Raw genomic sequence first — 20276 nt, forward strand, 5'->3', positions numbered from 1 at the left:
CCGACGAATGCGCCGAGACGCGCTCCCGGTTGCTGTACTACGGGCTACCGCTCGTCGCCGTCAGATGAGGACGTGAAGATCGCTGCGCCGGCTTCCGCGATGGAGCGGGCGAGGTCGGCGACGACGTCGCGCGATGTCCCCCAGGCGAAGGACCGCCGCATCAAGACCGCGATGCGGTCGGCCGCATCGTTGAGGGGATGGCCGTCATGGCCGCGCACCCACCGGAGTACCACCTCACGGTTGGCCGCGGCATTCACGATGGAATGAAGGCGGCGCTCGATGACATCGAGGCGCTCCCTGCGCTGGGGCGGGTTCGCGAGGACGAGCGTGACCGCGTCGACCGCGCATTGGGAGTCGACGAGGAGCTTCACTCGCGTGAACTGCGGTTGCGCGCGAGTGGCCTCATCGATTGCGATGAGCTCAGCATGGAAACTCGACGCACATTTCGCCGCGTGAAGGCCGATCTCACCGATCCCCACTATCTCCTCGGGCAGGTCGAGCTCGACCTCGAGACGAAGACGGTCGCCGAGTTCCTCGAGGAGTGGCGTCCCGCCTGACCGGGTCGGCACAGCCGCGATCCCGGTGACGGGGACAGCACGGCGCCGAGGCGACTGGAGCAGGACAGCGGGGATCCGCGCCCCCTCGCCTCACAGATCCGCAGGAACTCTGTCGCGTTCCTCGCCGGCGACCACCACCGGCGCCCACGCACCCCGCGCCGGCCGCCCCGCCCACCAGACGTACACACCGGCGGCGACCACGGCGCCTCCGGCCGCGATCGCCCACCACGGGAACCCGGCGACGTCGGGCGACTCCCCCGCGGCGTCCACGTCCGACTGCGGCGTCGGGATCACCCGTTCGCCGGTGACGAGGATGCGGTGGGTGTTGATCCCGAGCGGGGTGCAGGTGACGAGGGTCAGGAGGTCCTGGCCGGGCTGCACGAGGAGGCTCTGCGTGTCCTCCGGCTCGACGACCAGCGTCTCGCGCACGCGGTAGGTGACCACCTCGCCGTAGACCTCGATGGTGAAGGTGTCGCCGACGTCGACGCGGTCGAGGTGGGTGAAGAGCTCGGCCGAGGCGAGGCCGCGGTGGCCGGTGAGCACCGAGTGGGTGGAGGGGCCGCCGACCGGCAGGGCGGTGCCCTCGAGGTGGCCGACGCCGCGCTCGAGGACGGCGTCGCTCGTGCCGTGGAAGATAGGCAGGTCCACGTCGATGGCGGGGATCCGGATGCGGGCCATCAGTCCCTCGGCGTCGCCGCGCAGGAGGGAGGAGTAGCGCTCGCGGTCGGCGACCTGCTCGTCGGCGGCGAGGGGGAGGCGCTCGTTCGCGGCGACGGCCGCGCCGCCTCCGCTGAGGCTCTGGTTGTAGGCGCGGGCCTCGACGAGGTTCTGCCGGAGGGTCTCGGCGCCGAGGTCGGTGATGTCCTGCGTGAGCGAGTCGATCTCGCGCGCCTGCTCGACGGCGCTGAGCCAGCTGGCGGCGGCGGGGTACAGCAGCAGCGCCACCCCCGAGAGGCTGATGAGCGCGATGACCAGCGGGGCGATCGGGAGCCGCCACCGCGGCCGGCGGTGGAGCTGCCTCCGCAGAGGAAAAGAGCCGGAGACAGAGGAATGCGGGGCACCCGACGGGTGCCCCGCATTCGACTTCGGCATGGTGCTACGTTACTCGGCGGTCTGAGCAGCCAGCGCGGTGCGACGGCGCGAGGCGATCAGGCCCGAACCGATCGCGAGGGCGAGGAGCGCGCCTCCACCGAGGGTGAACCACTGCGCGCCGCCACCGGTGAGGGGCAGGGCGAACGCCGGCACCTGGGTGTGGAGGAACTCGACGTAGTTCTGGATCGGCGCGGTGGCCGAGCTCGGTCCGGCGACGACCTGCGTCAGCACCTGGGCCGGGGTGGGCAGACGGAATCCGGCGGGCGGGGTCAGCTCGCGGACGTAGTAGTTGCCCGGCGTGATGATCGGGATCTCGACGAAGCCGTTCGCTCCGGTCGTCCAGTTCTGGTTGCCGTTGATGAACACCGGGTTCTGGCCGAGGTTGGCGTCGTTCTCGGTGAGGAACACCTGGTAGACCGCACCCGCGAGCGGCACGCGGTTGGCGCCGTTGTTCTGGTAGGCGTACACGGTCAGCTGACCGATCGGGGTGCTGCCGGTGACCGTCTCCGTGGCCCCGTTCACGACGCTCGTCGCCGAGTTGGTGATGATGCCGTTGGCCGGGATGGCGGTGGCGCGGGTGAGCACCGTGAGGGTGACGACGCCGCCCTGCAGACCCTGGAGCTTGGTGAGGCCGGACTGCAAGAAGTTCAGCGTCACGTTCCGGGTCGCGGCGTCGTAGCCGAGCGTGTAGTCCGTGTTCGCGATGAACGCCGGTGCGGGCGCGGTGCCCGCGGCGCTGGTCACCGTGATGCCGGTGGGCGCGACGCCGGCCGGGCCGGTCGGCAGGTAGGTCAGCTCGGCGGGGAGCGTGTCGGTGAGGGTGAACGCCTCCAGCGCGTCACCGGCGGCGAGCACCGGGACGTCCGAGGCGATGGCCCAGCGGATGAGGTCGGGGTTGCGCGCCTCGACCGAGTTCGCCGCCGCGGGGACGCGCGTCTTGGTGAGCTCCGTGACCGCGTTCTTGGGGTAGACGTGGACGTCGTAGATCCACTGGTTCGCCGGCGCACCGGTCGGGCCCGTCGGGAACGGCAGGGTGACGAGGAACGGCGCCGCGCCGTTGGTGGCTCCGGCGGGGAGCTGGGTCTCGGTCACGAGGTAGAGGCCGAGCGGCATGCTCGCGCCGTTGTTGAACACGGCCTCGCCGTCGGTGCCGCTGGTGGCGGTGAAGGTGTCGGCGGCGGTGACACGGGTCGCGGCGGTGCCCGGGGTCAGGTTCGCGACCTGGTTCCAGCCGTCGGGCGTGGTGAGGTCGACGCCCTGGACGCGCGCGGCGGTGAACACGGCGCCGGGCAGCGCGTCGCCGGGGACCGTGATCTCCTGGCCGGTGCCGATCGCCTGGCCGTTGTTGGAGCCCAGCGCGAGCTTGTGCACGGTGAGGGTGCGGCTGATGGTCGGGTCGATGTTGCCGGGCAGCGTGACCGCTGACGCCGGCGCGACGGCGGTGAAGACCGCCGCAGCGCTCAGCGCGAGGACGCCGGCTGCGGCGGCGAGCCGCCTGGTGAGTGAGCGGGACATGTGATCTCTCCTACTGAGGTCGTGAGTGCTGGTGTCGTGGAGTCGAAGGTGTGCGGGAAGGGGTCTGCGGGAGAGCGCCAGGGCTCTCGGTCGGGGCGTCACCGGGAGGGGCCTCGCAGCCTCCGGCGCCGCTCCCAGAGGAGGAGGCCGAGTGCGAGAGTGAGCACCGACCCCCCGCCCAGGAGGAACGCGTCGGTGCTGGCGCCACCGGTCAGCGGCAGGCGTGTGGGGTCCACGGGGGCGTTGACGAAGCGGTAGACCGCCGTCTGACCGGCCGTGGGGGCCGTGATCGTCCGCGAGGCGACCGGGGACCACGTCGTCCCGGTCAGGCGCTCGAGACGCAGTTCCTGGTACGCGAGGCGGCGGGTCGGATCCGTCGCCGCCTCGGACAGCGTGTAGCCGTGGCCCGGTCGCACCTCGAAGGTGCTCGCCGGGTTGCCCGCGGCGGCGTACTCCGCGCCGGCCCGGGTCTCCGTCGGGAGCGTCGCTCCGGCCAGTGCGGCGGGCGTCGCGGTGACGCGCCAGTCGGCGGCCTGGAACCCGGTCTGGGGGCGCAGGACCTGCTTGACCAGGGTGATCGTCGCGCTGGCGTTGTCCACGGTGCAGGTGACGGCGGCACCGTTCGTCGGGGTCACGTCTCCGGCCGCGCTCACGGTGAGGGCGGCACCGGTGTCGGTGCGGCACTGCCAGGGCCCGGTCTGCACAGAGGTGGCGGGGCCCCCGGTCTCGGCGAGCCGGTAGGCGGCACCCGGGGTGACGGGGATCGCCGACACCCCCGCGGAGCCCGCGCGGCCGGTCGGGCCGGGCAGGGCGCCGGTCGGGCCGGTGGCGCTGAGCGTGAAGTCACTGGGCAGCGCGCTGCCGGAGCTCACCGTCTTCACGAGCGTGAGGGAGGCCGTGGGCCGGTTCACGATCGAGCACTCGACGACCGCCGCGGAGGCGATGCCGGTGAGGCTCGCGCTGATGACGGTCCCCGACTGCGAGAAGGTGGTCGCCCGGGCGGCGCCGTTGACCGTGCAGGCGCCGCTGACGAACGCGAAGCCCGTCTGCTGCACCTCCGAGACGGTGAGCGTCGCCCGCGACGCCTCCGTGCCGAACAGGACGGTCCAGGCGGCCTGGCCCGCGGCGTCCGTCTGCTGGCGGGGCGACTGCTCCGGCAGCAGGGCGACGGTGCCCGCCGTGGCCGTCGCGGTCGTGCCCACGGTCCAGTCCACGCCGGGGCGGGTGGTGCCGGAGGCGTCCCGGATCGTCTTGGTGATCCGCACGGTGGAGGCGGGGCGCGGGGAGTTGAAGAAGGTGCAGGTGACGTTGACGCCGAGCCGGTTCGGGAGGGTGACCGTCCCGGTCGGGTTCGAGCCCGCGCTCACCCGCACGCCGTCCGCGTAGCACTCGTAGATGCTCGTGTAGGCGGTGATCGGGGAGGCGGAGCCCGCGGCCATCGCCTCCGAGACCGTCACCGTGCTGTTGATCGGAGTGGGGAAGGGGCCGATCTGCGCGGTCTGGCGGCCGGTGGTGGCGCCGGTGGTGGTGGCCGTGGCGAACGGCGACGCCGGAGAGCCGGCGGCGGCCGTGAGCTGGAACTGGTCCGCCGCGGCCAGGCGGCCCACCACGCTCTTCTGCACGGTGATCGTGGCCGGCGAGGAGCAGCCGGAGAGGTCGACGGCGTTGACGCTCACGCGCGGCGTGCCGCTGACGCGGGTCCACGTGGTGGCGTCGAACTCGTAGGCGCTGCCGGGGATCGCGGGGACACCGTTCGCGGCGGCGACGTCGCCGTTGGCGAGGTAGACGGTTCCGCGCGGCGAGAAGGCGATGCCGTTGATGTTGGCGAAGGCGGCGTCGGTCCCCGTCACGGCCTTCGCGATCGAGGTGTTCACCGGGAGGGTGCCCCCGGTCGCCGCGGCCAGGGCGTCGGCCGGCACGGTGAAGATCGCGGCGCTGCTGGCGTTGTTGACCGAGCCCGCGCCGACGACGTAGAGGTTGCCGCGAGCGTCGAACGCCATGTCGCCGTTGCCGTTGGGGGTTCCGGAGGTGGGGAAGGAGCCGACGAGGGCGAACCGGGTGGCGACGGGGTTGGCCTCGGTGAAGCTCCAGATGTAGAACTGGCCGCTCGCGAAGCTGCCGAACAGGTACCGGCCCGTCCGGAGGTCGACCGCGCCGGCGACGATGCTGCCGGTCACCTGCGCTCCGCCGGCCACGGTCGTGTACGCGCTGTTCGCGATCCTCTGGAAGCCCGCCTCCGGCGTCCACTTGAGGACGGCGTCGACGTCCGTCGCGTCGGACGAGCGGTCCAGCGCGTAGGCGAAGGCGCCGTTCGCGCCGACGCCGAGCGCGTTGGCCTCGGCGGTCCCCGACCAGCTGCCGATCGAGGTCAGGGATCCCGTGACGATGTCGGCCTGCTGCAGGGCGCCGGCCGCCGTGAGGGAGTAGAAGCGGCCGGTGTCGCAGAACAGGCGCGGCGTCTGCACCGTGTTCGTGAAGGTGCAGAGCACCTCTGCTCCCGCCTCGCTGGGGATCGTGATCGACCCGGCGGCGGATGCTCCGGAGGCGATGACCGTACCGCCGCGCGAGCACTCGTAGCTGTTGGAGTACCCCAGGCCCGCGCCCGCGGTCTGCGCCTCGGCGATCGTGTACGTCGCTCCGGACTGCACGGTGAGGCGGCTGATCTGCGCGGCCTGGATCCCGGTGGCGGTGCCCGTGGTGGTCGCCGACGCGAGGACGGTCGTGCCGCTGCGCACCGAGAGCGTGAACTGGTCGCCCGTGGCGCTGCGCACCGGCAGGTTCTTCCGGACGGTGAGGGTCGTCGCGGCCTGGATCGTCACCGAGGTGGGAGCGGAGGCGATGAGGCCGGTGGGAGTCGTGGTCCCGGTGCTGTACGTCCCGGCGGCGGCGGCCACCACGTCCACCGAGATCGTGCAGGAGGTCGCGCCCGCGGCGAGGTCGCCGCCGACCGTCGAGACGGAGGAGGATCCGGCGGCCGCGGTCACGGCGAACGCCGTTCCGGTGACGTCGGTGCAGGACCCTCCGACGGCAGGCGTCGGGGCCACGACGAGGCCGGCCGGGAGAGCGGTCGAGAAGCGCCAGTCCGCCTTCGCGAGGAGGTCGCTGGTGTTGGTGACGGTGTAGGTCAGCGTGGTCGGCACCGTCGCGGTCGGCACGGCCTGCGTGAAGGCCGCGTCGAGAGCGGGGGTGACGTCCAGCACGCGGAGGTCGTCGACGGCGAAGGCGCTTCCCGTGCCGGTGACCGTGTTCACGAGCTGCACCTGGGCCGCGGCGATCTGCGCCGGAGTGAGGAGCGCGGTGCTCGTGCCGGTGTAGGCGGCGGCGCGGGCGGAGGCGGGGAGCGCGGGATCGACGAGCGAGCCGAGCCCGCCGACCAGCGGGAGGGTCGGGGACGTGTAGAACACGCCGCCGGTCGCGGCGCAGGGCACGACCGGTGCGGCGAATCCGGTGAGGACGGTGGACCCGCCCGACACCAGGTTGAGGGAGAGGGACGCGTTGTTCGTCCCGCACTGCCCGCCGGCGGCGTTCATGCCGACGGCGTAGTAGCGGGCGGCGGGAGCGGAGACGCCGATCCCCGCGGCGCTCTGGGCGACGGTCGTGCCGCCGGTGACGGCGGCGTACGGGTACTCGACCAGGGCGTGGTTCGCCTGCGTGCCGGTGTTCGAGCCGTTGGCCGGTGCGGTGCTGGAGGTGGACCCCGGCACTCCGGCCGCCACCTGGCCGAGGACGTCCGCCATGCGGCGGGTCTCGCGTGCGGCCGACGATCCCGTGCCGACGGTGAGGAGGGGCCGGGTCGGGCAGAAGGCGGAGTTGGGGTAGGGCGCCGTGTAGTTGACCAGGACGCCGGTGCAGTTCGTGGCGGTCGACCAGCCGGTGGCGGCCGTGTAGCGGCCGTTCGCGTAGGCGGTGAGCGCGCTCGGGGTGGCGGTCAGGCCCTGCTCGAAGGTCTCCGTCCACACCTGTCGCGGGGCCTCGGCGACGCCGGCCGCGAGCGTGGAGAAGCCTCCCGCTGCTCGCGCCGTCGCGGGCGGGCCGCGGTCCGACTCCTGATCGTCGTCCGCAGCCGCCGGAGGAGCGGGCGCCGACTCGGCGGGCGTCGGCTCGACGGGCTGCTCCGTCTGCGCGGCGCTGCGGGGCGCTGCGGGATCGGGCTCGTCCTGAGCGGGCTCCTCCGCCGTGGCACTCGGCGACTCCGCGGCCTCGGCGGGTGCCGACGGGGCGGACGCCGACGGGGCGGACGCTGACGGAGTGGGTGCCGACGGAGCGGGTGCCGACGGAGCGGGTGCCGACGGAGCGGGTGCCGACGGAGCGGGTGCCGACGGAGCGGGTGCCGGATCGGCCTCGGGGGCTGCCGGCGGTGTCGGTGCGACGGGCGTCGGGAGAGGAGCGGGGGCGTCGCCGGCGACCGGATCCGCCTGGTTCGCGGCCTGAGCGGGAGACGAGGCGGAGACGTCGCCGAGCCCCCACGAGCCGACGAGGAGAGCGCCGATCGTCGCGAAGACGACGGCCCGCACTCCGAGGCGCGACGGCGCACGGTGCCGTGAGGGGCGGCGCCGCCGGGTCGTGAAAGCCATGGTTCTGCTTCTCAGTCCTGTAGTCGGTCGTGGAGATGAGCGAAACGTCGACACGACGAACGACACGGATGTCGCAGCGAGTGCGGAGGCCCCAGACTCCGAAGGGGAGCACGCATTCCGCGCGGGCTTCCGAAGATGAACGTATAGGTCGGCCTCCCTCTCGCCATAGAGAAGTGGGCCCCCCTTGTCGGGGCCATAACCGATGAGAAAAGGACCGGGGTGAAGCCGAATATGGCGCCTTTTGACGGGTCCTCGCGAAGGAGTTCTAAGAAGTGAGCGCGCGCGACCGGCTCGGCTCACTCCTCCCGTCAGGTCCCGTGCAACGCTCGGGCCCCACCCGGCCACGTACTCGGTAGACGCCCGACCGACGAAGGATGGACCCGATGACGCGACGCACACTCGACGACCTGCTCTCCCGCAGCGACCCCGCGACCGACGACCGGGCGCCCGGCGTCCGCACCGCCCTGCACGCCGTGATCGCCGAGACCCGCGAGCGCGCGCCCCGCCGTCCCGCGCGGTCGAGGGCGTGGTGGCTGGCGGCTCCCGTCCTCCTCGTCCCGGGTCTCGTGCTGGCGACCAGCGCCGGCACCGACGTCCGCTCGGTCCCCGACTTCACGATCCCGATCACCTACACCACCGACTCCGGCTCAGCGGTGTCGTGCTCGATCGACTACTTCAACGGCGAGATCGACTACCGCGAGGTCACCACCTCCGCGACCGACTACCTCCGCGCGCAGGACTGGAACGGCATCGGCCAGCGGATCCACGACGACGCGCTCGCCTACACGACCGACCCCGCCTGGCTGGCCTCGGACATGAACAGCGACGGCCCCGGCCTCTCGGAGGAGACGATCCGCTGGCGGGCCTGGATCACCGCCGCGGACGACCACATCCTCGACACGATCCCCGAGGGCGTGATCGTCGAGGGCGACGGCGGCCTGGGCGGCAGCACCGACTGCACGGGAGCGCTGTGATGAGCGCCGGCGAGGCGGCGCCGTCGATGGCCCGCAGCGTCGTCCGCTCCCCCGCGCGCGACCGCGGGGCAGAGATAACGGCCCTGGTCGAGCGGGAGGCGGCGGACCTGCTCCGCTACTTCGCGCGGCGGACGGCGAGCCCCGAGGACGCCGCGGATCTCCTCAGCGACACCCTCCTGATCCTCTGGCGGAAGGAGCGGTCGATCCCCGAGGACGAGACGCGCGCGCGGATGTGGGCGTTCGGCGTCGCACGGCGGGTGCTCTCGGGCCAGCGCCGCACCGCTACCCGGAGGAGCGCGCTCGTCGAGCGGCTGGCGGAGGAGCTCCGCATCACTCCGCCCGCACCCGCCGACGACGCGGCGGAGGACGTCCGCGCCGCGATCGCGCAGCTGAAGCCCGTCGACCAGGAGATCATCACCCTCGTCTACTGGGACGGCTTCTCCCTCGCCGAGGCGGCCGAGATCCTGTCCCTCCGCGCCGCGACCGTGCGGAGCCGCCACGCGCGGGCGCGGGCGACGCTGCGGGACGCGCTGGCGGCGGCGATGTGAGGAGGGGTGCGCGGCGGGGGTGCCGGCAGCACCATCCGGAACACGTGGGGCCAGGCCGGCACAACGCCCCAGCAACGAACGACGTCCGGCCCCGCCCCGCGGGCACCTAGTCGAGGAAGTACGCGTTCACCTTCTCGTCGGTGTCCAGGATCTCCTCCGAGGGCACCCCGACTCGGGCCGCGAGGTCGATCGCCCCGAGAAGCGCGACCTCGATGTCGGGAGAGAACGCCCGGTCGAGGATGTCGATGAAGTGCAGCATTCTCGTCTCGAGCTTCGCCAGGAGATCGGCGTAGTCGGCGGCCAGCTGTTGATCGAGTGAGCGCTGGTCCTCGAGATATCCGGCGATGAGCGCTTCTTCCCGGGCGGAGAGCGAGGACGACGCGACGCTGAACATGACGGAGCCGACGGTGTTGCCGATGACGGCGCCGAGGACGGGGACCGGGATGAGCACCTGCCCGACGACCGAGGACAGCGCGCTGATGCCGGCCTGGAGGCAGAGGATCTCGGAGTTCTCGATGAACTCGATCTCGGAGATGTCGCCCGCTCGCAGCCTGCTCGCCTGGCCCGCGATCCCCAGCGCGGCGGTCGTGACCGTGTTCGCCGTGGCGGCCGACGTCGCAGTGAGATTGGTGAGTGAGTAGATCGTGAGACCGCGGATACCGCCCTTCACCGCGCCGAGACCGGAGGCGTTCGCGATGTCCTTCCAGTCGTCGGCCGAGAACTCCTTGAGCTTCGTGCCTTCGCGGCGCTTGGCGAGGACCGCGGAGACGAACGCGGTCCCACCCTCGATCCCGGCGGCGGCGACGGTGACCTGAGCGCCCTGGCGCACCGTCGCCCGGTTCTCCCGAACGGCAGCCGTGCGGGCGGCCTCGTCGGTCGCCGTGATCCTTCCCTCCTCCGCCGCGAACGTGTCGGTGTACGCACCGAGCTGCACGTCGCGGTACTCCAGCCGGGAGGGCTCGAGTGCCGCGATGTCGATCGTCTCGCTCGAGAAAAACGTCTTCACCCGGTTCCAGTCGCGGAGGGACGGACCGTCCCCGCTCCGGGAGAGGACCTTCGCCGCATCCTCGGCGGACATCGCGTGCAGCTTCTGGATGACCTCGAAGTGGTCGCTCGGGATCTGGTACCTGCCGCCGTTCCTCACGAAGTCCGGGTACCTCTCGAGGTGCTCCGTGATCGCGCCGAGGCCGAACCGCCCGCCGGCGGCGGAGAACTTCTGCTGGATCAGCAGGCCGTTCCGCATCAGATCGACGGGGCCGTTGTCGTTCACCCAGGAGTTGCCGCCGGTCGTCCCGAGCACAGCGGCACGGGCGTTGCCGATGCCGACCTCGGCGACCTCGGCGATGAATCCATGCGCGCCCTTCACCCCACCGCGGTTCGACGAGACCACGTCGCCTATGTGCAGGAGGGCTGTATCCAGATGGTCGAGAGCCGTCGAGAGGTTCCGGTCCTGCCTGCTCAGGGCGCCCATGAGTCGATCGACGCGCACCTGGTTCAGGTAGCCCACCCAGGCGGCGACGGCCTGCTCGTGAGTGCTTCTGGCGACGTCGGCGAGATCAGGCATCGTCGGCGGCCTGCTCCACACGGGCGCTCAGCAGTGCCGCACTCGCTTTCGCGACGTTCACCAGCGCGGCGAGCTGCGATTGCTGGGCGGGAGCCAGGGTCGCGAAGTCCGCCCCGAAGAGCGGCAGCGCCTCGCCGTAGACCTTCAGAAGCAGCTCTCGAGTAGAGGCGGTGCGCTGGAGGAGGTCGTCGATCTGCGCGTCCATCGCCTGCACCTGCGCGATGTTCCGCATGACGGCGGTGAGCATCTCGTGCTTCGTCTCGCGGTTCTCGAACTTCTTCTTCGTGAACAGGACGACCGAGGTGAGGACGGCGGCGCCTGCGAGGCTCCAGCCGACCGGGCCTGCCAGCGCGAGCAGCGCTCCTCCCGCGACGGTCCCTCCGCCACCGGCAGCGACGGCCCCGCCGCCGAGCCATGCCAGGGCGGCCTGGCTCGCAGCGGCACCGGACAGGGTCGAGATCGCGGTCCCGGTCGACGCGGTGCCGAACGTGGTGGCGACCCACATGGCGGCGGTCGGCGCGACGCTCGCGATCGCCGCTCCGGCGGTGACACCGGCGCCCGCTCCCGCCGCGGACTTCCGTGCAGCGACCAGATCAGCGCGGGCGATCTCCTCGGCGTCCAGGAACCGGGCTCTGTCGAGCTCGATCTGCTCGAAGTCCCCGCTGAAGGACTTGGGCGTGTTGGCGATGCTGTTCACCACGAGCTCGACGAGAGCGATCAGGTCGGTGGAGCGCTCGCGTTGCCGGAGGAGGGAGAGCCCGTCGTCGCTCATCGCCGTGAAGGCGCGGTTGTACTCGGCCGTGACCTCCTCGTACGACTGGAGGCTCCTCGGGCCGAACTTCTCGGCGGCTGCTTCGCGGAGATCGCCGGCCTGCTCCATCACCTGCGTCGTAGCGCTCCGCGCCCGCTTGCTCAGATCGCCGGCAGCTCGTGCGACTCTCTCCTTCGCCCTGTCCAACTCCGGTCGCTCGACCATCACCCGTACCTGTTCCCCGTAGACGCCTTTTCCCGGCTCGACACTATCCAGCCGCGTATCGAAAGGTGATCGGGAACACCGCTGCCAACGCTTCTCGGACACCCCTGCCGGGCGAGTTGCCCCCGCCGCTGTTCCTCCGGCTCGCGGCCCTCCGCGCCCCTTCACCCGGCACCCCCGCCTGAGTAGCATCCCCCGCATGAGCAGGCTCGTCGTCTCCGTCCTCACCTCGCTCGACGGCCGCTTCGAGGGGCCCGGGCACGACCTCTCGGCGCTGCCGTTCGAGGACGCGTTCAACGACCACAACCTCGAGCTGCTGCGCCGCGCGGGCACGCTCGTCTACGGCGGCGGCTGGTTCCGCGACAACTGGGACAGCTGGAGCGCCGTCGCCGCGGACGGAACGGCGGGCGAGCGGGAGCACGAGACCGCGCGGCTGGTCACGTCGCTCGACGCGCTGGTGATCAGCGACTCCCTGGCTCCCGATCCGGCGGCGCCGTGGGCCGCCACCACGCGGATCGTGCCGCGGGAGCAGGGTCCGGCCGAGATCGGACGGCTCAAGCAGGGCGACGGGGGCGACCTGCTGATGTTCGGCAGCGGCACCACCTGGAATCCGCTCCTCGAGCAGGGTCTGGTGGACGAGCTGATCGTCCTCGTCGGCGCCGGACTCGCGGGCGGCGGCACGCCGCTCTACTCCGGGGTGCCGCAGCACGGGCTGCGCCTCCTCGACGCGACGGTTCTGCCGGGCTCGGAGCTGGTGCGGCTCCGCTACGACGCGAGCGGGGCCGGCGGGCGCTGAGCGGGACCTGCCGACGCGCGAGGACGCCGGCGGACCTGCGCCCTTCGAGCCGTCGAGGCGCTCGCCTCCGCCGGGGTGCGCACGACCCCGGCTGAGACAGGGCGGCCTCCCTCAGGAGCCGACGCCCCCTCCCGTCAGCTGACGTCGTGCGCGCGAGGCGCAGGGGCCGCCCCGGACAGCGAGCGGTCGCCCGACGCTGCAGGCCTGCGGAGTGCCCCGGCGCACAGCCGGACCCCCAGAACGACGCTCGTCACGCCTCCCGCCAGCAGCCCGGCACACACCGCGGTCCAGATCGTCATGCTCGAACTCGGCACGGCGTGCAGCCCGAATACGAGCCCCGCTCCGCTGCCGACCAGCGCGGCCGCGACCAGTGGGATCGTGAGCGCCGAGCTCTTCTCGGCGGCGGTCCACGACGAGCTCCACAGGACCAGAACGGCGCCGATCGGCCAGCCGATTCCGGGGATCAGCAGCCAGCCGAAGGCGAAGACCAGGGAGGCCGCGACCGCGAACCACCGACGGGCGAGAATCCCCCGCACATTTCCGTGCTGAACTCCGGCCTGGACCTGATCTGACATGCGTCGGAGCCTACGGAGACGGACGGGACCGCGGCACGAACTGGCGCAGGGCCCCCGCGCACCGGCACACGGCGCGGCGAGAATCGCGTCTGTGGCGCAGCGAACGCGCCACCGTACTCCGAAGCCTTGGCCACCTGTGCACGCCATCAGTACCTTGTCACGCAATGTTCCACCCGGAACAAGAAACGGAGACACTCATGTCTGGATTCAGATCCAAGCTGATGGCGGGGATCGCCGTCCTCGCACTCGCTCTCACCGGAGCCGCGCCTGCGAGCGCGAGCACGGAAGCCGAGCACTCGGAGGTCGTCATCGCCCGCGAGTTCCTCTCGGAGTACGGCGTTCCCTCCGAGACGCAGGACGACCTGGTCGAGGCGTACCTCGCCGGCGAGGCGTGGGACTCGCTGTCGAGCGCTAACCCGACCGTGATTCTCAATCAGATTTGTCAAGCCAGCGGGGATGGTTTGGCTCGCCTGTTCTTCCTTCTCTCCCAGCGTTTTTTTGCCTGGAAGGCACGTAGTGCCGAGCAGGGTCGGGGGCGGGAGCGCAACCCGGAGGGCGGAGGAGGAGAGGTTGTCGGCGCGATGTGAGGGAGCGCAGCGACCGCGTGCCGAGAACCTCGGAGGAGCCGGCCGCGCAGCGGCTTGCGCGGACACTGGAGGCCCGTACGCTGCCGAAGGCTTCCAGGCAAAAATGCGCACAGCGCTCAACACCGCCGCCGGCCAGAGGCCGGTGTTCGCTCGGGTCTGTGAACCGCGACGCTCGTCGCGGCGGCTCTCAGTGGTCTTCGGTGAGGTGGCGGTAGATGGTGCCGCGAGACACGCCGAAGGTGTCGGCGATCTGCTGGACCGTGTAGGTCTTCTCGTCGTACATCGCACGCGCCTGTTTCGCCTTCGTCGGCGTCATCTTGAAGCGCCCGCCGCCCTTACGTCCGCGAGCTCGAGCGGCGGCAAGGCCGTCGTGGGTTCGCTCCACGATGAGGTCGTGCTCGAACTCCGCGATCGCGGCGAGCATGTGGAAGAACAGCCGGCCGCCCGGAGTGGTGGTGTCGATGCCCTGAGACAGCGCCTTCAGTCCGACGCCGCGCTGCTGGAGGCCGTCGGCTACCTCTTTCAAGTTCCGCACGGACCGGCCGAGGCGATCGAGCTTCGTCACGACGAGGGAGTCACCCTCGCGGAGGTAGTCGAGAGCGTCCTCGAGCGCGGGACGCTTCGCGAGTACTCCGGAGGCGTGCTCGACGAACACCTTCTCGCAGCCGGCTGCCGTGAGCGCATCGGTCTGAGCGTCGGGGTTCTGGTCTCTGGTCGAGACGCGCGCGTATCCGATCGAAGCCATAGGCCTGACTGTACTGCGAACGTAGGTTGCGGGTCATAGCTCTCGGACACGGGCCGTGGAACACGGCGCGCCGATTGGACCGCCGCGCTGCTCGACCGTCTCGTAAACGATCGTTCGCGAACACCTCGGCAGTGGTCGCTCAAATCGATTTCTGTCGATAACATCGGTGCATGCCGATTGATCACGTGCGGGGCACCTCTGCCGCCGTCTCCCTCTTTCACTCTTTGGCCGACCCGAAGCGTCTCCAGATCGTGCGGCGACTTCAGCATGGTGAGGCTCGGGTCAGTGATCTAGTGGCGGAGCTGGGCGTGGCGCAGTCGACGGCTTCTGAGCACATGAGCTGCCTGCGCGAGTGCGGCCTGGTCGTGGGGCGTGCAGAGGGACGGCAGGTGTTCTACTCGTTGGCCCGTCCGGAGCTGATCGATCTTCTCGAGTCCGCTGAGGCACTTTTGGAGGCGACGGGGTTCCAAGCGGATCTGTGCGGCACGTTCGGGGCGGAAGCACGGAGCGCACGTGACGTGGACGCTGCCGCATCGGAGGTCCGTCGGGGCGTGGAAGTGGCGCCGTGATCGGCACTATCGCGGCGGCAATCGGACTGTTCGCTGCGACGAACATCGATGACATCGTGGTTCTGACGGTGCTGTTCCTCGCGTCCGCCCGTGGCTCGCTGCCGGGCTGGAAGGTTGTGGCGGGGCAGTACCTCGGCTTCGCGACTCTCGTCGCGATCAGCGTCGTTGCCGCCGCCGGGTTGACGATCATCCCGGATGAGTGGGTGGGGCTTTTGGGCCTGATCCCGCTGGCGATCGGTCTGTACGGGCTCATCCGCACCCTGCGCAGCAGGGGCGATGATGACGACGACGATGACGAGAGTTCGATCAGTGCGGTCGGGCTGCTGGGCGTTGCGGGGATCACGATCGCGAACGGCGCGGACAACATCTCCCTCTACACGCCCGTATTCCGCACGAGCCCGATCGCGGACACGGTGGTCACGATCATCGTGTTCTTCCTCCTCGTCGCGGTGTGGTGCCTGATCGCTCGCGTCGTCGGCACGAACAAGACGGTGACCGAGCTGTTGGAGAGGGTCGAGCACTGGCTCGTGCCTGCCGTATTCATCGGCCTGGGTCTGTTCATCCTGATCGAGTCGGGTGTTCTGCCTCGACTCCTCGAGCTGTTCTGATGCCCGCCACGCGCAGGCTCGTCCTCCGAGTGGCTTTCATCGCTGCGCTGATTGCGGCCGCGTTCGGTCTTGATCAGCTCACGAAGAGCTGGGCCCTGACAGCGCTGGAAGACGGACGCACGATCGAGCTCGCTCTCGGAGCGCGGTTCGAGTTGATCTTCAACCCCGGCGTCGCCTTCGGGATGGGCTCCGAGCTGGGACCTGCACTGGCGGTCGGACTGATCGTCATTCTTGTGACCCTCACGGTGTGGGTGTTCGTGCGGACCATCCGCGGGGCTCCGCTGGGTGGACCGGCACTTCTCGCTCTCGCCGCCGGCGGTGGCGCAGGGAACATCTGGGACCGCATCAGCCGAGCCGCGGACACGCCGCTGGGCGGAGAGGTCGTCGACTTCATCGCGGTCGACTGGTTCGCGATCTTCAACGTCGCCGACATCTTCACCACCTGCGGCATCGCCGGCTGGGCCCTCCTGCAGGTCTTCGGCAGAGCGGACGCGCCCCAACCACAGACGAGCGAAACCTGATCGAGGCGCAGCCCTGAGCCTCACCGTTCGCCGGATCACGGCGCCGTCCCCTTGTTTCTGCCGACCACCGGCCTGACAGAAAGCACCACCCGTGAAAACCAGCACCAAGGTCAACCTGATCGCCATCGCCGCGGCTGTCTTCGTCGTCGCGGTCATCGCCGCGATCGCGATCTTCCGGCCCTTCTCCGCCTCCCGCGAAGAGGTCGCCGCCGCGACGCCCGTCCTCGAGCAGAACACCCACATGCTCGATCAGGCGGAGGACGGGAAGGTGACGCTGGTCGAGTTCCTCGACTTCGAGTGCGAGGTCTGCGCGGCCGTCTACCCGACCATCGAGCAGCTGCGTGAGGAGTACGCAGGCCGGGTCACCTTCGCGACCCGCTACTTCCCGATTCCCTCGCATCGCAACTCCGAGAATGCCGCTCTCGCCGTCGAGGCAGCAGCGCGGCAGGACCGGTTCGAGGAGATGTACGACCGGATGTTCCAGACGCAGGCGAGCTGGGGCGAGAGCCAAGACTCCAAGGCCGACGTGTTCCGCGGCTTCGCGGAGGAGATCGGCCTCGACCTGGAGCAGTACGACGCGGATGTGGCCGACCCGTCGACGCTCGAGCGGGTGCGCTTTGATTTCGAGGCGGGCAAGGACCTGGGGGTGCAGGGCACGCCGACGATCTTCGTCAACGACGAGGCGATCCAGCTCGAACGCCTCGAAGACATCCAGGCCGCTCTCGACGCCGCTCTCGCCTCGTGAGCGCCCTCAGCCGCCGCGCCCTGCTGGCCCTTCCCCCGCTCGCGATGATCGGCATCGGGACCAGCGGATGCGCGCGGGACGACCTCGCGGAGCAGTACCGCGGCGGGTCGAACAAGAACTACGTCGCCGGTGACGGCACCGTCATCGAATGGCCTGTCGGCAGCCGCGGCGAGCCGGTCGACTTCGCCGGAACGAGCGAAACGGGCGACGCGATCAGCTCCGAGGATTACCGCGGGCAGGTGCTCGTCGTGAACTTCTGGTACGCCGCCTGCGCCCCCTGCCGCGCCGAAGCACCCGACCTGCAAGCGCTGCACGAGCAGTACGACGGGAACGGAGCGGCGTTTCTCGGTGTCAACGTTCGCGACCAAGCCGACACCGCCACCTCGTTCGCGAACACCTACGGCATCACCTACCCCTCGATCATCGATACCGACGCCGCCGTGGCCCTCGCGTTCTCTGGGAAGTTCGCCGCGAACGCCGTCCCTACCACCCTCGTGCTCGACGTCGACGGCCGACCCGCCGCGCGGATCCTCGGCCGGGTCACCGCCCGCTCCATCCTCGACACCCTCATCGCGGACACCATCGCGGAGGCGGCCTCGTGAACTGGGGAGAGGCTGTGTTCAGCGGCCAACTCCTGCTCGCCGCGCCCATCGCGGTCCTCGCCGGCCTCGTCTCGTTCGCGTCCCCGTGCGTGCTCCCCCTCGTCCCCGGCTACCTCGCCTACATCGGCGGAAACCCCGACCTCGCCACAGGCAGCCGGCGCCGCCTCGTCGCCGGAGTGGGCCTGTTCATCGCCGGTTTCGCCGTCGTCTTCATCGCCTACGGCGCCGCGTTCGGCGCCCTCGGGACATGGCTGCTCGAATGGCAGGACACCGTCACCCGCATCCTCGGAGTGCTCGTGATCCTCATGGGCGTCGTGTTCATCGGGCAGGTCCGGTTCCTGCAACGCACCATCCGCCCCCGCTGGAAACCCGCGACCGGACTCGCCGGAGCACCCCTGCTCGGTGTGGTGTTCGGGCTCGGCTGGACACCCTGCTTCGGGCCCACCCTCGCCGCGATCTCCGCGCTGAGCCTGGACGGCGCCTCCGCCGGCCGCGGCGCGTTCCTCGGCCTGCTGTACTGCCTGGGCCTGGGACTGCCGTTCCTGCTGATCGCCCTCGGATTCTCCTGGGCCGCCACCGCGACCAGCTTCCTCAAACGCCACATCCGCACCATCAACCTCCTCGGCGGAGGGCTACTCATCCTCATCGGCACCGCCATGGTCAGCGGCCTGTGGACCCAGTTGATCTACCGCCTCCAGAACCTGATCAACGGATTCGTCCTCCCCATCTGACCCGTCACCCCCGCCCCGAGAGGACCACCGAATGAGCGCACTCACCCCCGCCGAGACCGAACAGCTGACCCGACGCGGGCTGCGCCTGGCGCAGTTCACCGTCGCCTACAACGTCATCGAGGGCATCGTCGCGATCGCGGCCGGTATCGCCGCGGGACTCGTGTCCGTGATCGGGTTCGGCATCGACTCCGGCATCGAGTCGATCGCCGCCGTGCTGGTAGGGCTGCGCCTGGCGGCGCGGCTGCGGCATGGTGAGGCGGACGAAGCGAAGGAGCGGCGCACGTTGAAGTTCGTCGCCGTGACGTTCTTCCTCCTCGCCGCCTACGTGAGCATCGAGGGCATCCGCAGCCTGATCGCGGGTGACGCTCCCGAGTCCTCCCCGGTCAGCATCGTGCTCCTGATCCTCTCGATCATCGTCATGCCGGTCCTTGCGGCGGTGAAAACGCGTGTCGGGAAGAGGCTCGGAGACCCCCTGATCCTCGCGGACGCAGCGGAGACTCGGATCTGCGTGCTGTTGAGCGTCTCCACCCTCGTCGGGCTCGTCCTCTACGCCCTCACTGGAGCCGCGTGGCTTGACCCGGTTGCAGGGTTCGTCATCGCTCTCTTCGCCATTCACGAGGGACGCGAGGCCTGGGAAGGCGAGCTCGTAGAAGACGACGATGACGATGACTAGAGCGGGCGCCGACAGGCGAGCCACGAGCGGGCTGACGATCGATGTTCCGGGGCAGACACCCTCAACCTCAGAAGTGCTCTCCTCGGGTGCGACGCGCACGGCGGGAGGATGATCGGAGAATGATGATCGAGGTTCTTCACATCGACGACTGCCCGAACTGGAAGGACGTCGGCCCTCGCCTGGACCAGGCGCTGAAGTCCACCGGCCACTCCGACATCCCCGTCACCTACCGGCTTCTGGCGACACCGGAGGACGCCGCCGGCGTCGCTTTCGCGGGTTCCCCGACGATCACCCTCGACGGGGAAGACCTGTTCCCGTCGGGCGGGCGGACCACGGATCTTGCCTGTCGGATCTACTTCACGCCGAGCGGGCTGGCGGGTCTTCCGACGACGGAGCAGCTCGTGGAAGCGATCGCTGCCCGTGAACCCTGATTCCTCCGTCACCTGTTCCTGCTGCGGACGGGCCCGCCGTCGACGTCAGGTTCACGCACTCAACGATGGCGCCGCGTACGTGTGCCGGCGGTGCGGGCTCTGGATAGCGCTGCGCCCGGGCAGCGATCACCCCCGCGCCTCCTCATTGTCTCGGCGCTGACACGCCGGAACTCAACGCCGGTCAGGTCGTTCGGGTTGCTCTCAGCCCGAGCCGGGTGCGGCCGCGAGGCTTGAGGACGGACAGGGCGGTGATAACCACGAGAACGACGGCGCCGCCGGCGGTCGCGACGACCAGTTGCGTGCGGGTTCCCTCGAGCGTGGAGGGGATGAGCCCGTGGCGGGCGGCGAGGGACATCGTCTCGATGAGGCGCGTGTGCAGCAGGAGGACTGCGGTTGCGAAGACACTCAGCCACAGCTTGATCGCCACCCAGTAGTGGCGCACCAGTCCCCAGTGCGTTCCGAGGCCTTGCAGGATTCCGGTGGCGAGGGAGGCGAGGGCGAACGGGATGATGACGAACGTCCCCAGCGGGTCCAACGCCAAGTAGGCGCTTCGGACCGTGAAGGGGTCGCTGCTGGTCGCTCCGACGAGCGCGATCGCGAGGAACGCGCCCACCGCGCCGAACCAGCCCACGGACACCAGGACGTGGACGGTGAGGGCGACTCGGCGAGCTCGCGGGCCGAGCATCATCAGTGATTCATCATCTGCGCCCCGCCGCCGGTGAGCAGGTGCACGACGATGAAGCCGATCGCGAGGACGACGACGACGACCATGAACACCTTCACCCAGCGGGGGCGCTCCGGGACGGGCGACGGCGTGCCAGACGGGTTGGAGTCACTCATGCGCTCAGCCTAGGCACCCGCCCAACCCATCCCGTATCGATGTGGTGCGTTGCCCC

The 20276-nt window shown here is 70.4% G+C and carries 23 protein-coding genes; 13 read left to right on the top strand and 10 right to left on the bottom strand.

Going from position 1 to position 20276, the window contains the following annotated elements; all coding sequences use genetic code 11:
• Nucleotides 1-44: 44 nt before the first annotated feature.
• Entirely contained in the window at nt 45-479 is a 435-nt protein-coding gene (locus tag C5B93_RS04595) for a ribonuclease HI (RefSeq protein WP_258068146.1), read from the bottom strand.
• Between C5B93_RS04595 and C5B93_RS17595 the strand changes: the two genes are divergently transcribed.
• Entirely contained in the window at nt 426-557 is a 132-nt protein-coding gene (locus tag C5B93_RS17595; RefSeq protein ID WP_258068150.1) for a hypothetical protein, read from the top strand. The two genes, C5B93_RS04595 and C5B93_RS17595, sit on opposite strands and share 54 nt — an antisense overlap.
• 90 nt (nt 558-647) lie before the next feature.
• Here C5B93_RS17595 and C5B93_RS04600 read toward each other — a convergent pair whose 3' ends face one another.
• The 3 genes from C5B93_RS04600 to C5B93_RS04610 all read right to left on the bottom strand — a co-directional run bounded on the left by C5B93_RS04600 (nt 648) and on the right by C5B93_RS04610 (nt 7738).
• A complete protein-coding gene (locus tag C5B93_RS04600; RefSeq protein ID WP_104291923.1) occupies nt 648-1649 on the bottom strand; it encodes a class C sortase in 1002 nt (333 codons plus the stop codon).
• A 9-nt stretch (nt 1650-1658) separates the two neighbouring features.
• On the bottom strand, nt 1659-3164 hold the full coding sequence (locus C5B93_RS04605; protein WP_104250221.1) for a SpaH/EbpB family LPXTG-anchored major pilin: 1506 nt from the start codon (nt 3162-3164) through the stop codon (nt 1659-1661).
• Nucleotides 3165-3262: 98 nt separating this feature from the next.
• On the bottom strand, nt 3263-7738 hold the full coding sequence (locus C5B93_RS04610) for an LPXTG cell wall anchor domain-containing protein (RefSeq protein ID WP_104291924.1): 4476 nt from the start codon (nt 7736-7738) through the stop codon (nt 3263-3265).
• A 383-nt stretch (nt 7739-8121) separates the two neighbouring features.
• Here C5B93_RS04610 and C5B93_RS04615 point away from each other — a divergent pair, with 383 nt between their 5' ends.
• The gene (locus tag C5B93_RS04615) at nt 8122-8712 is read left to right on the top strand and encodes a hypothetical protein (RefSeq protein WP_104291925.1); all 591 of its coding nucleotides are present in this window, start codon (nt 8122-8124) and stop codon (nt 8710-8712) included.
• A complete protein-coding gene (locus C5B93_RS04620) occupies nt 8712-9260 on the top strand; it encodes an RNA polymerase sigma factor (RefSeq protein ID WP_219814020.1) in 549 nt (182 codons plus the stop codon). Before C5B93_RS04615 ends, C5B93_RS04620 begins: the two co-directional genes overlap by 1 nt.
• A 106-nt stretch (nt 9261-9366) precedes the next feature.
• Here C5B93_RS04620 and C5B93_RS04625 read toward each other — a convergent pair whose 3' ends face one another.
• The gene (locus C5B93_RS04625) at nt 9367-10824 is read right to left on the bottom strand and encodes a hypothetical protein (RefSeq protein ID WP_104291926.1); all 1458 of its coding nucleotides are present in this window, start codon (nt 10822-10824) and stop codon (nt 9367-9369) included.
• On the bottom strand, nt 10817-11707 hold the full coding sequence (locus tag C5B93_RS04630) for a hypothetical protein (RefSeq protein ID WP_219814021.1): 891 nt from the start codon (nt 11705-11707) through the stop codon (nt 10817-10819). Before C5B93_RS04630 ends, C5B93_RS04625 begins: the two co-directional genes overlap by 8 nt.
• A 289-nt stretch (nt 11708-11996) precedes the next feature.
• Here C5B93_RS04630 and C5B93_RS04635 point away from each other — a divergent pair, with 289 nt between their 5' ends.
• Complete coding sequence (locus tag C5B93_RS04635) at nt 11997-12593, top strand: dihydrofolate reductase family protein (RefSeq protein ID WP_104291927.1); 597 nt, start codon at nt 11997-11999, stop codon at nt 12591-12593.
• A 134-nt stretch (nt 12594-12727) separates the two neighbouring features.
• On the opposite strand, the gene C5B93_RS04640 is transcribed toward C5B93_RS04635, so the two are convergent.
• Nucleotides 12728-13168, bottom strand: coding sequence for a hypothetical protein (locus C5B93_RS04640; RefSeq protein ID WP_146078440.1), 441 nt, complete (start codon nt 13166-13168; stop codon nt 12728-12730).
• 197 nt (nt 13169-13365) lie between these two features.
• Between C5B93_RS04640 and C5B93_RS04645 the strand changes: the two genes are divergently transcribed.
• Entirely contained in the window at nt 13366-13755 is a 390-nt protein-coding gene (locus tag C5B93_RS04645) for a hypothetical protein (RefSeq protein ID WP_104257770.1), read from the top strand.
• A 187-nt stretch (nt 13756-13942) separates the two neighbouring features.
• Here the strand turns inward: C5B93_RS04645 and C5B93_RS04650 are convergent, their stop codons facing one another.
• Nucleotides 13943-14500 carry a recombinase family protein gene (locus C5B93_RS04650; protein ID WP_104256092.1) on the bottom strand — a complete coding sequence of 186 codons (558 nt, stop codon included), beginning with the start codon at nt 14498-14500 and terminating at the stop codon, nt 13943-13945.
• Nucleotides 14501-14670: 170 nt separating this feature from the next.
• On the opposite strand from C5B93_RS04650, the gene C5B93_RS04655 reads away from it, so the two are divergent.
• From C5B93_RS04655 to C5B93_RS04690, 8 genes are all read left to right on the top strand, one after another.
• Entirely contained in the window at nt 14671-15069 is a 399-nt protein-coding gene (locus C5B93_RS04655) for a helix-turn-helix transcriptional regulator (protein ID WP_055794452.1), read from the top strand.
• Nucleotides 15066-15677: a cadmium resistance transporter gene (locus C5B93_RS04660; protein ID WP_055794455.1), complete on the top strand. Its 612-nt coding sequence runs from the start codon at nt 15066-15068 to the stop codon at nt 15675-15677. Before C5B93_RS04655 ends, C5B93_RS04660 begins: the two co-directional genes overlap by 4 nt.
• A 29-nt stretch (nt 15678-15706) precedes the next feature.
• Nucleotides 15707-16198 (top strand): signal peptidase II, encoded by a 492-nt coding sequence (locus C5B93_RS04665; protein WP_162238049.1) that lies wholly within the window; start codon nt 15707-15709, stop codon nt 16196-16198.
• Between the two features lie 91 nt (nt 16199-16289).
• Nucleotides 16290-16943 (top strand): thioredoxin domain-containing protein, encoded by a 654-nt coding sequence (locus C5B93_RS04670; protein ID WP_082481720.1) that lies wholly within the window; start codon nt 16290-16292, stop codon nt 16941-16943.
• Entirely contained in the window at nt 16940-17545 is a 606-nt protein-coding gene (locus tag C5B93_RS04675; protein ID WP_104233615.1) for a TlpA disulfide reductase family protein, read from the top strand. Before C5B93_RS04670 ends, C5B93_RS04675 begins: the two co-directional genes overlap by 4 nt.
• A 14-nt stretch (nt 17546-17559) precedes the next feature.
• Complete coding sequence (locus C5B93_RS04680; protein WP_374952936.1) at nt 17560-18276, top strand: cytochrome c biogenesis CcdA family protein; 717 nt, start codon at nt 17560-17562, stop codon at nt 18274-18276.
• A gap of 31 nt (nt 18277-18307) precedes the next feature.
• Nucleotides 18308-18949, top strand: a complete 642-nt coding sequence (locus C5B93_RS04685) for a cation diffusion facilitator family transporter (RefSeq protein WP_055794460.1) — start codon at nt 18308-18310, stop codon at nt 18947-18949.
• 119 nt (nt 18950-19068) lie between these two features.
• Complete coding sequence (locus C5B93_RS04690) at nt 19069-19380, top strand: hypothetical protein (RefSeq protein WP_055794463.1); 312 nt, start codon at nt 19069-19071, stop codon at nt 19378-19380.
• Between the two features lie 181 nt (nt 19381-19561).
• Here the strand turns inward: C5B93_RS04690 and C5B93_RS04695 are convergent, their stop codons facing one another.
• Entirely contained in the window at nt 19562-20068 is a 507-nt protein-coding gene (locus C5B93_RS04695; RefSeq protein WP_219812359.1) for a DUF2269 domain-containing protein, read from the bottom strand.
• Entirely contained in the window at nt 20068-20220 is a 153-nt protein-coding gene (locus C5B93_RS17165) for a hypothetical protein (protein ID WP_157603228.1), read from the bottom strand. Before C5B93_RS17165 ends, C5B93_RS04695 begins: the two co-directional genes overlap by 1 nt.
• Nucleotides 20221-20276: the final 56 nt, after the last annotated feature.

This window comes from Rathayibacter sp. AY1A2 (assembly GCF_002930935.1).
In the GTDB taxonomy this organism is placed as follows: Bacteria; Actinomycetota; Actinomycetes; order Actinomycetales; family Microbacteriaceae; genus Rathayibacter.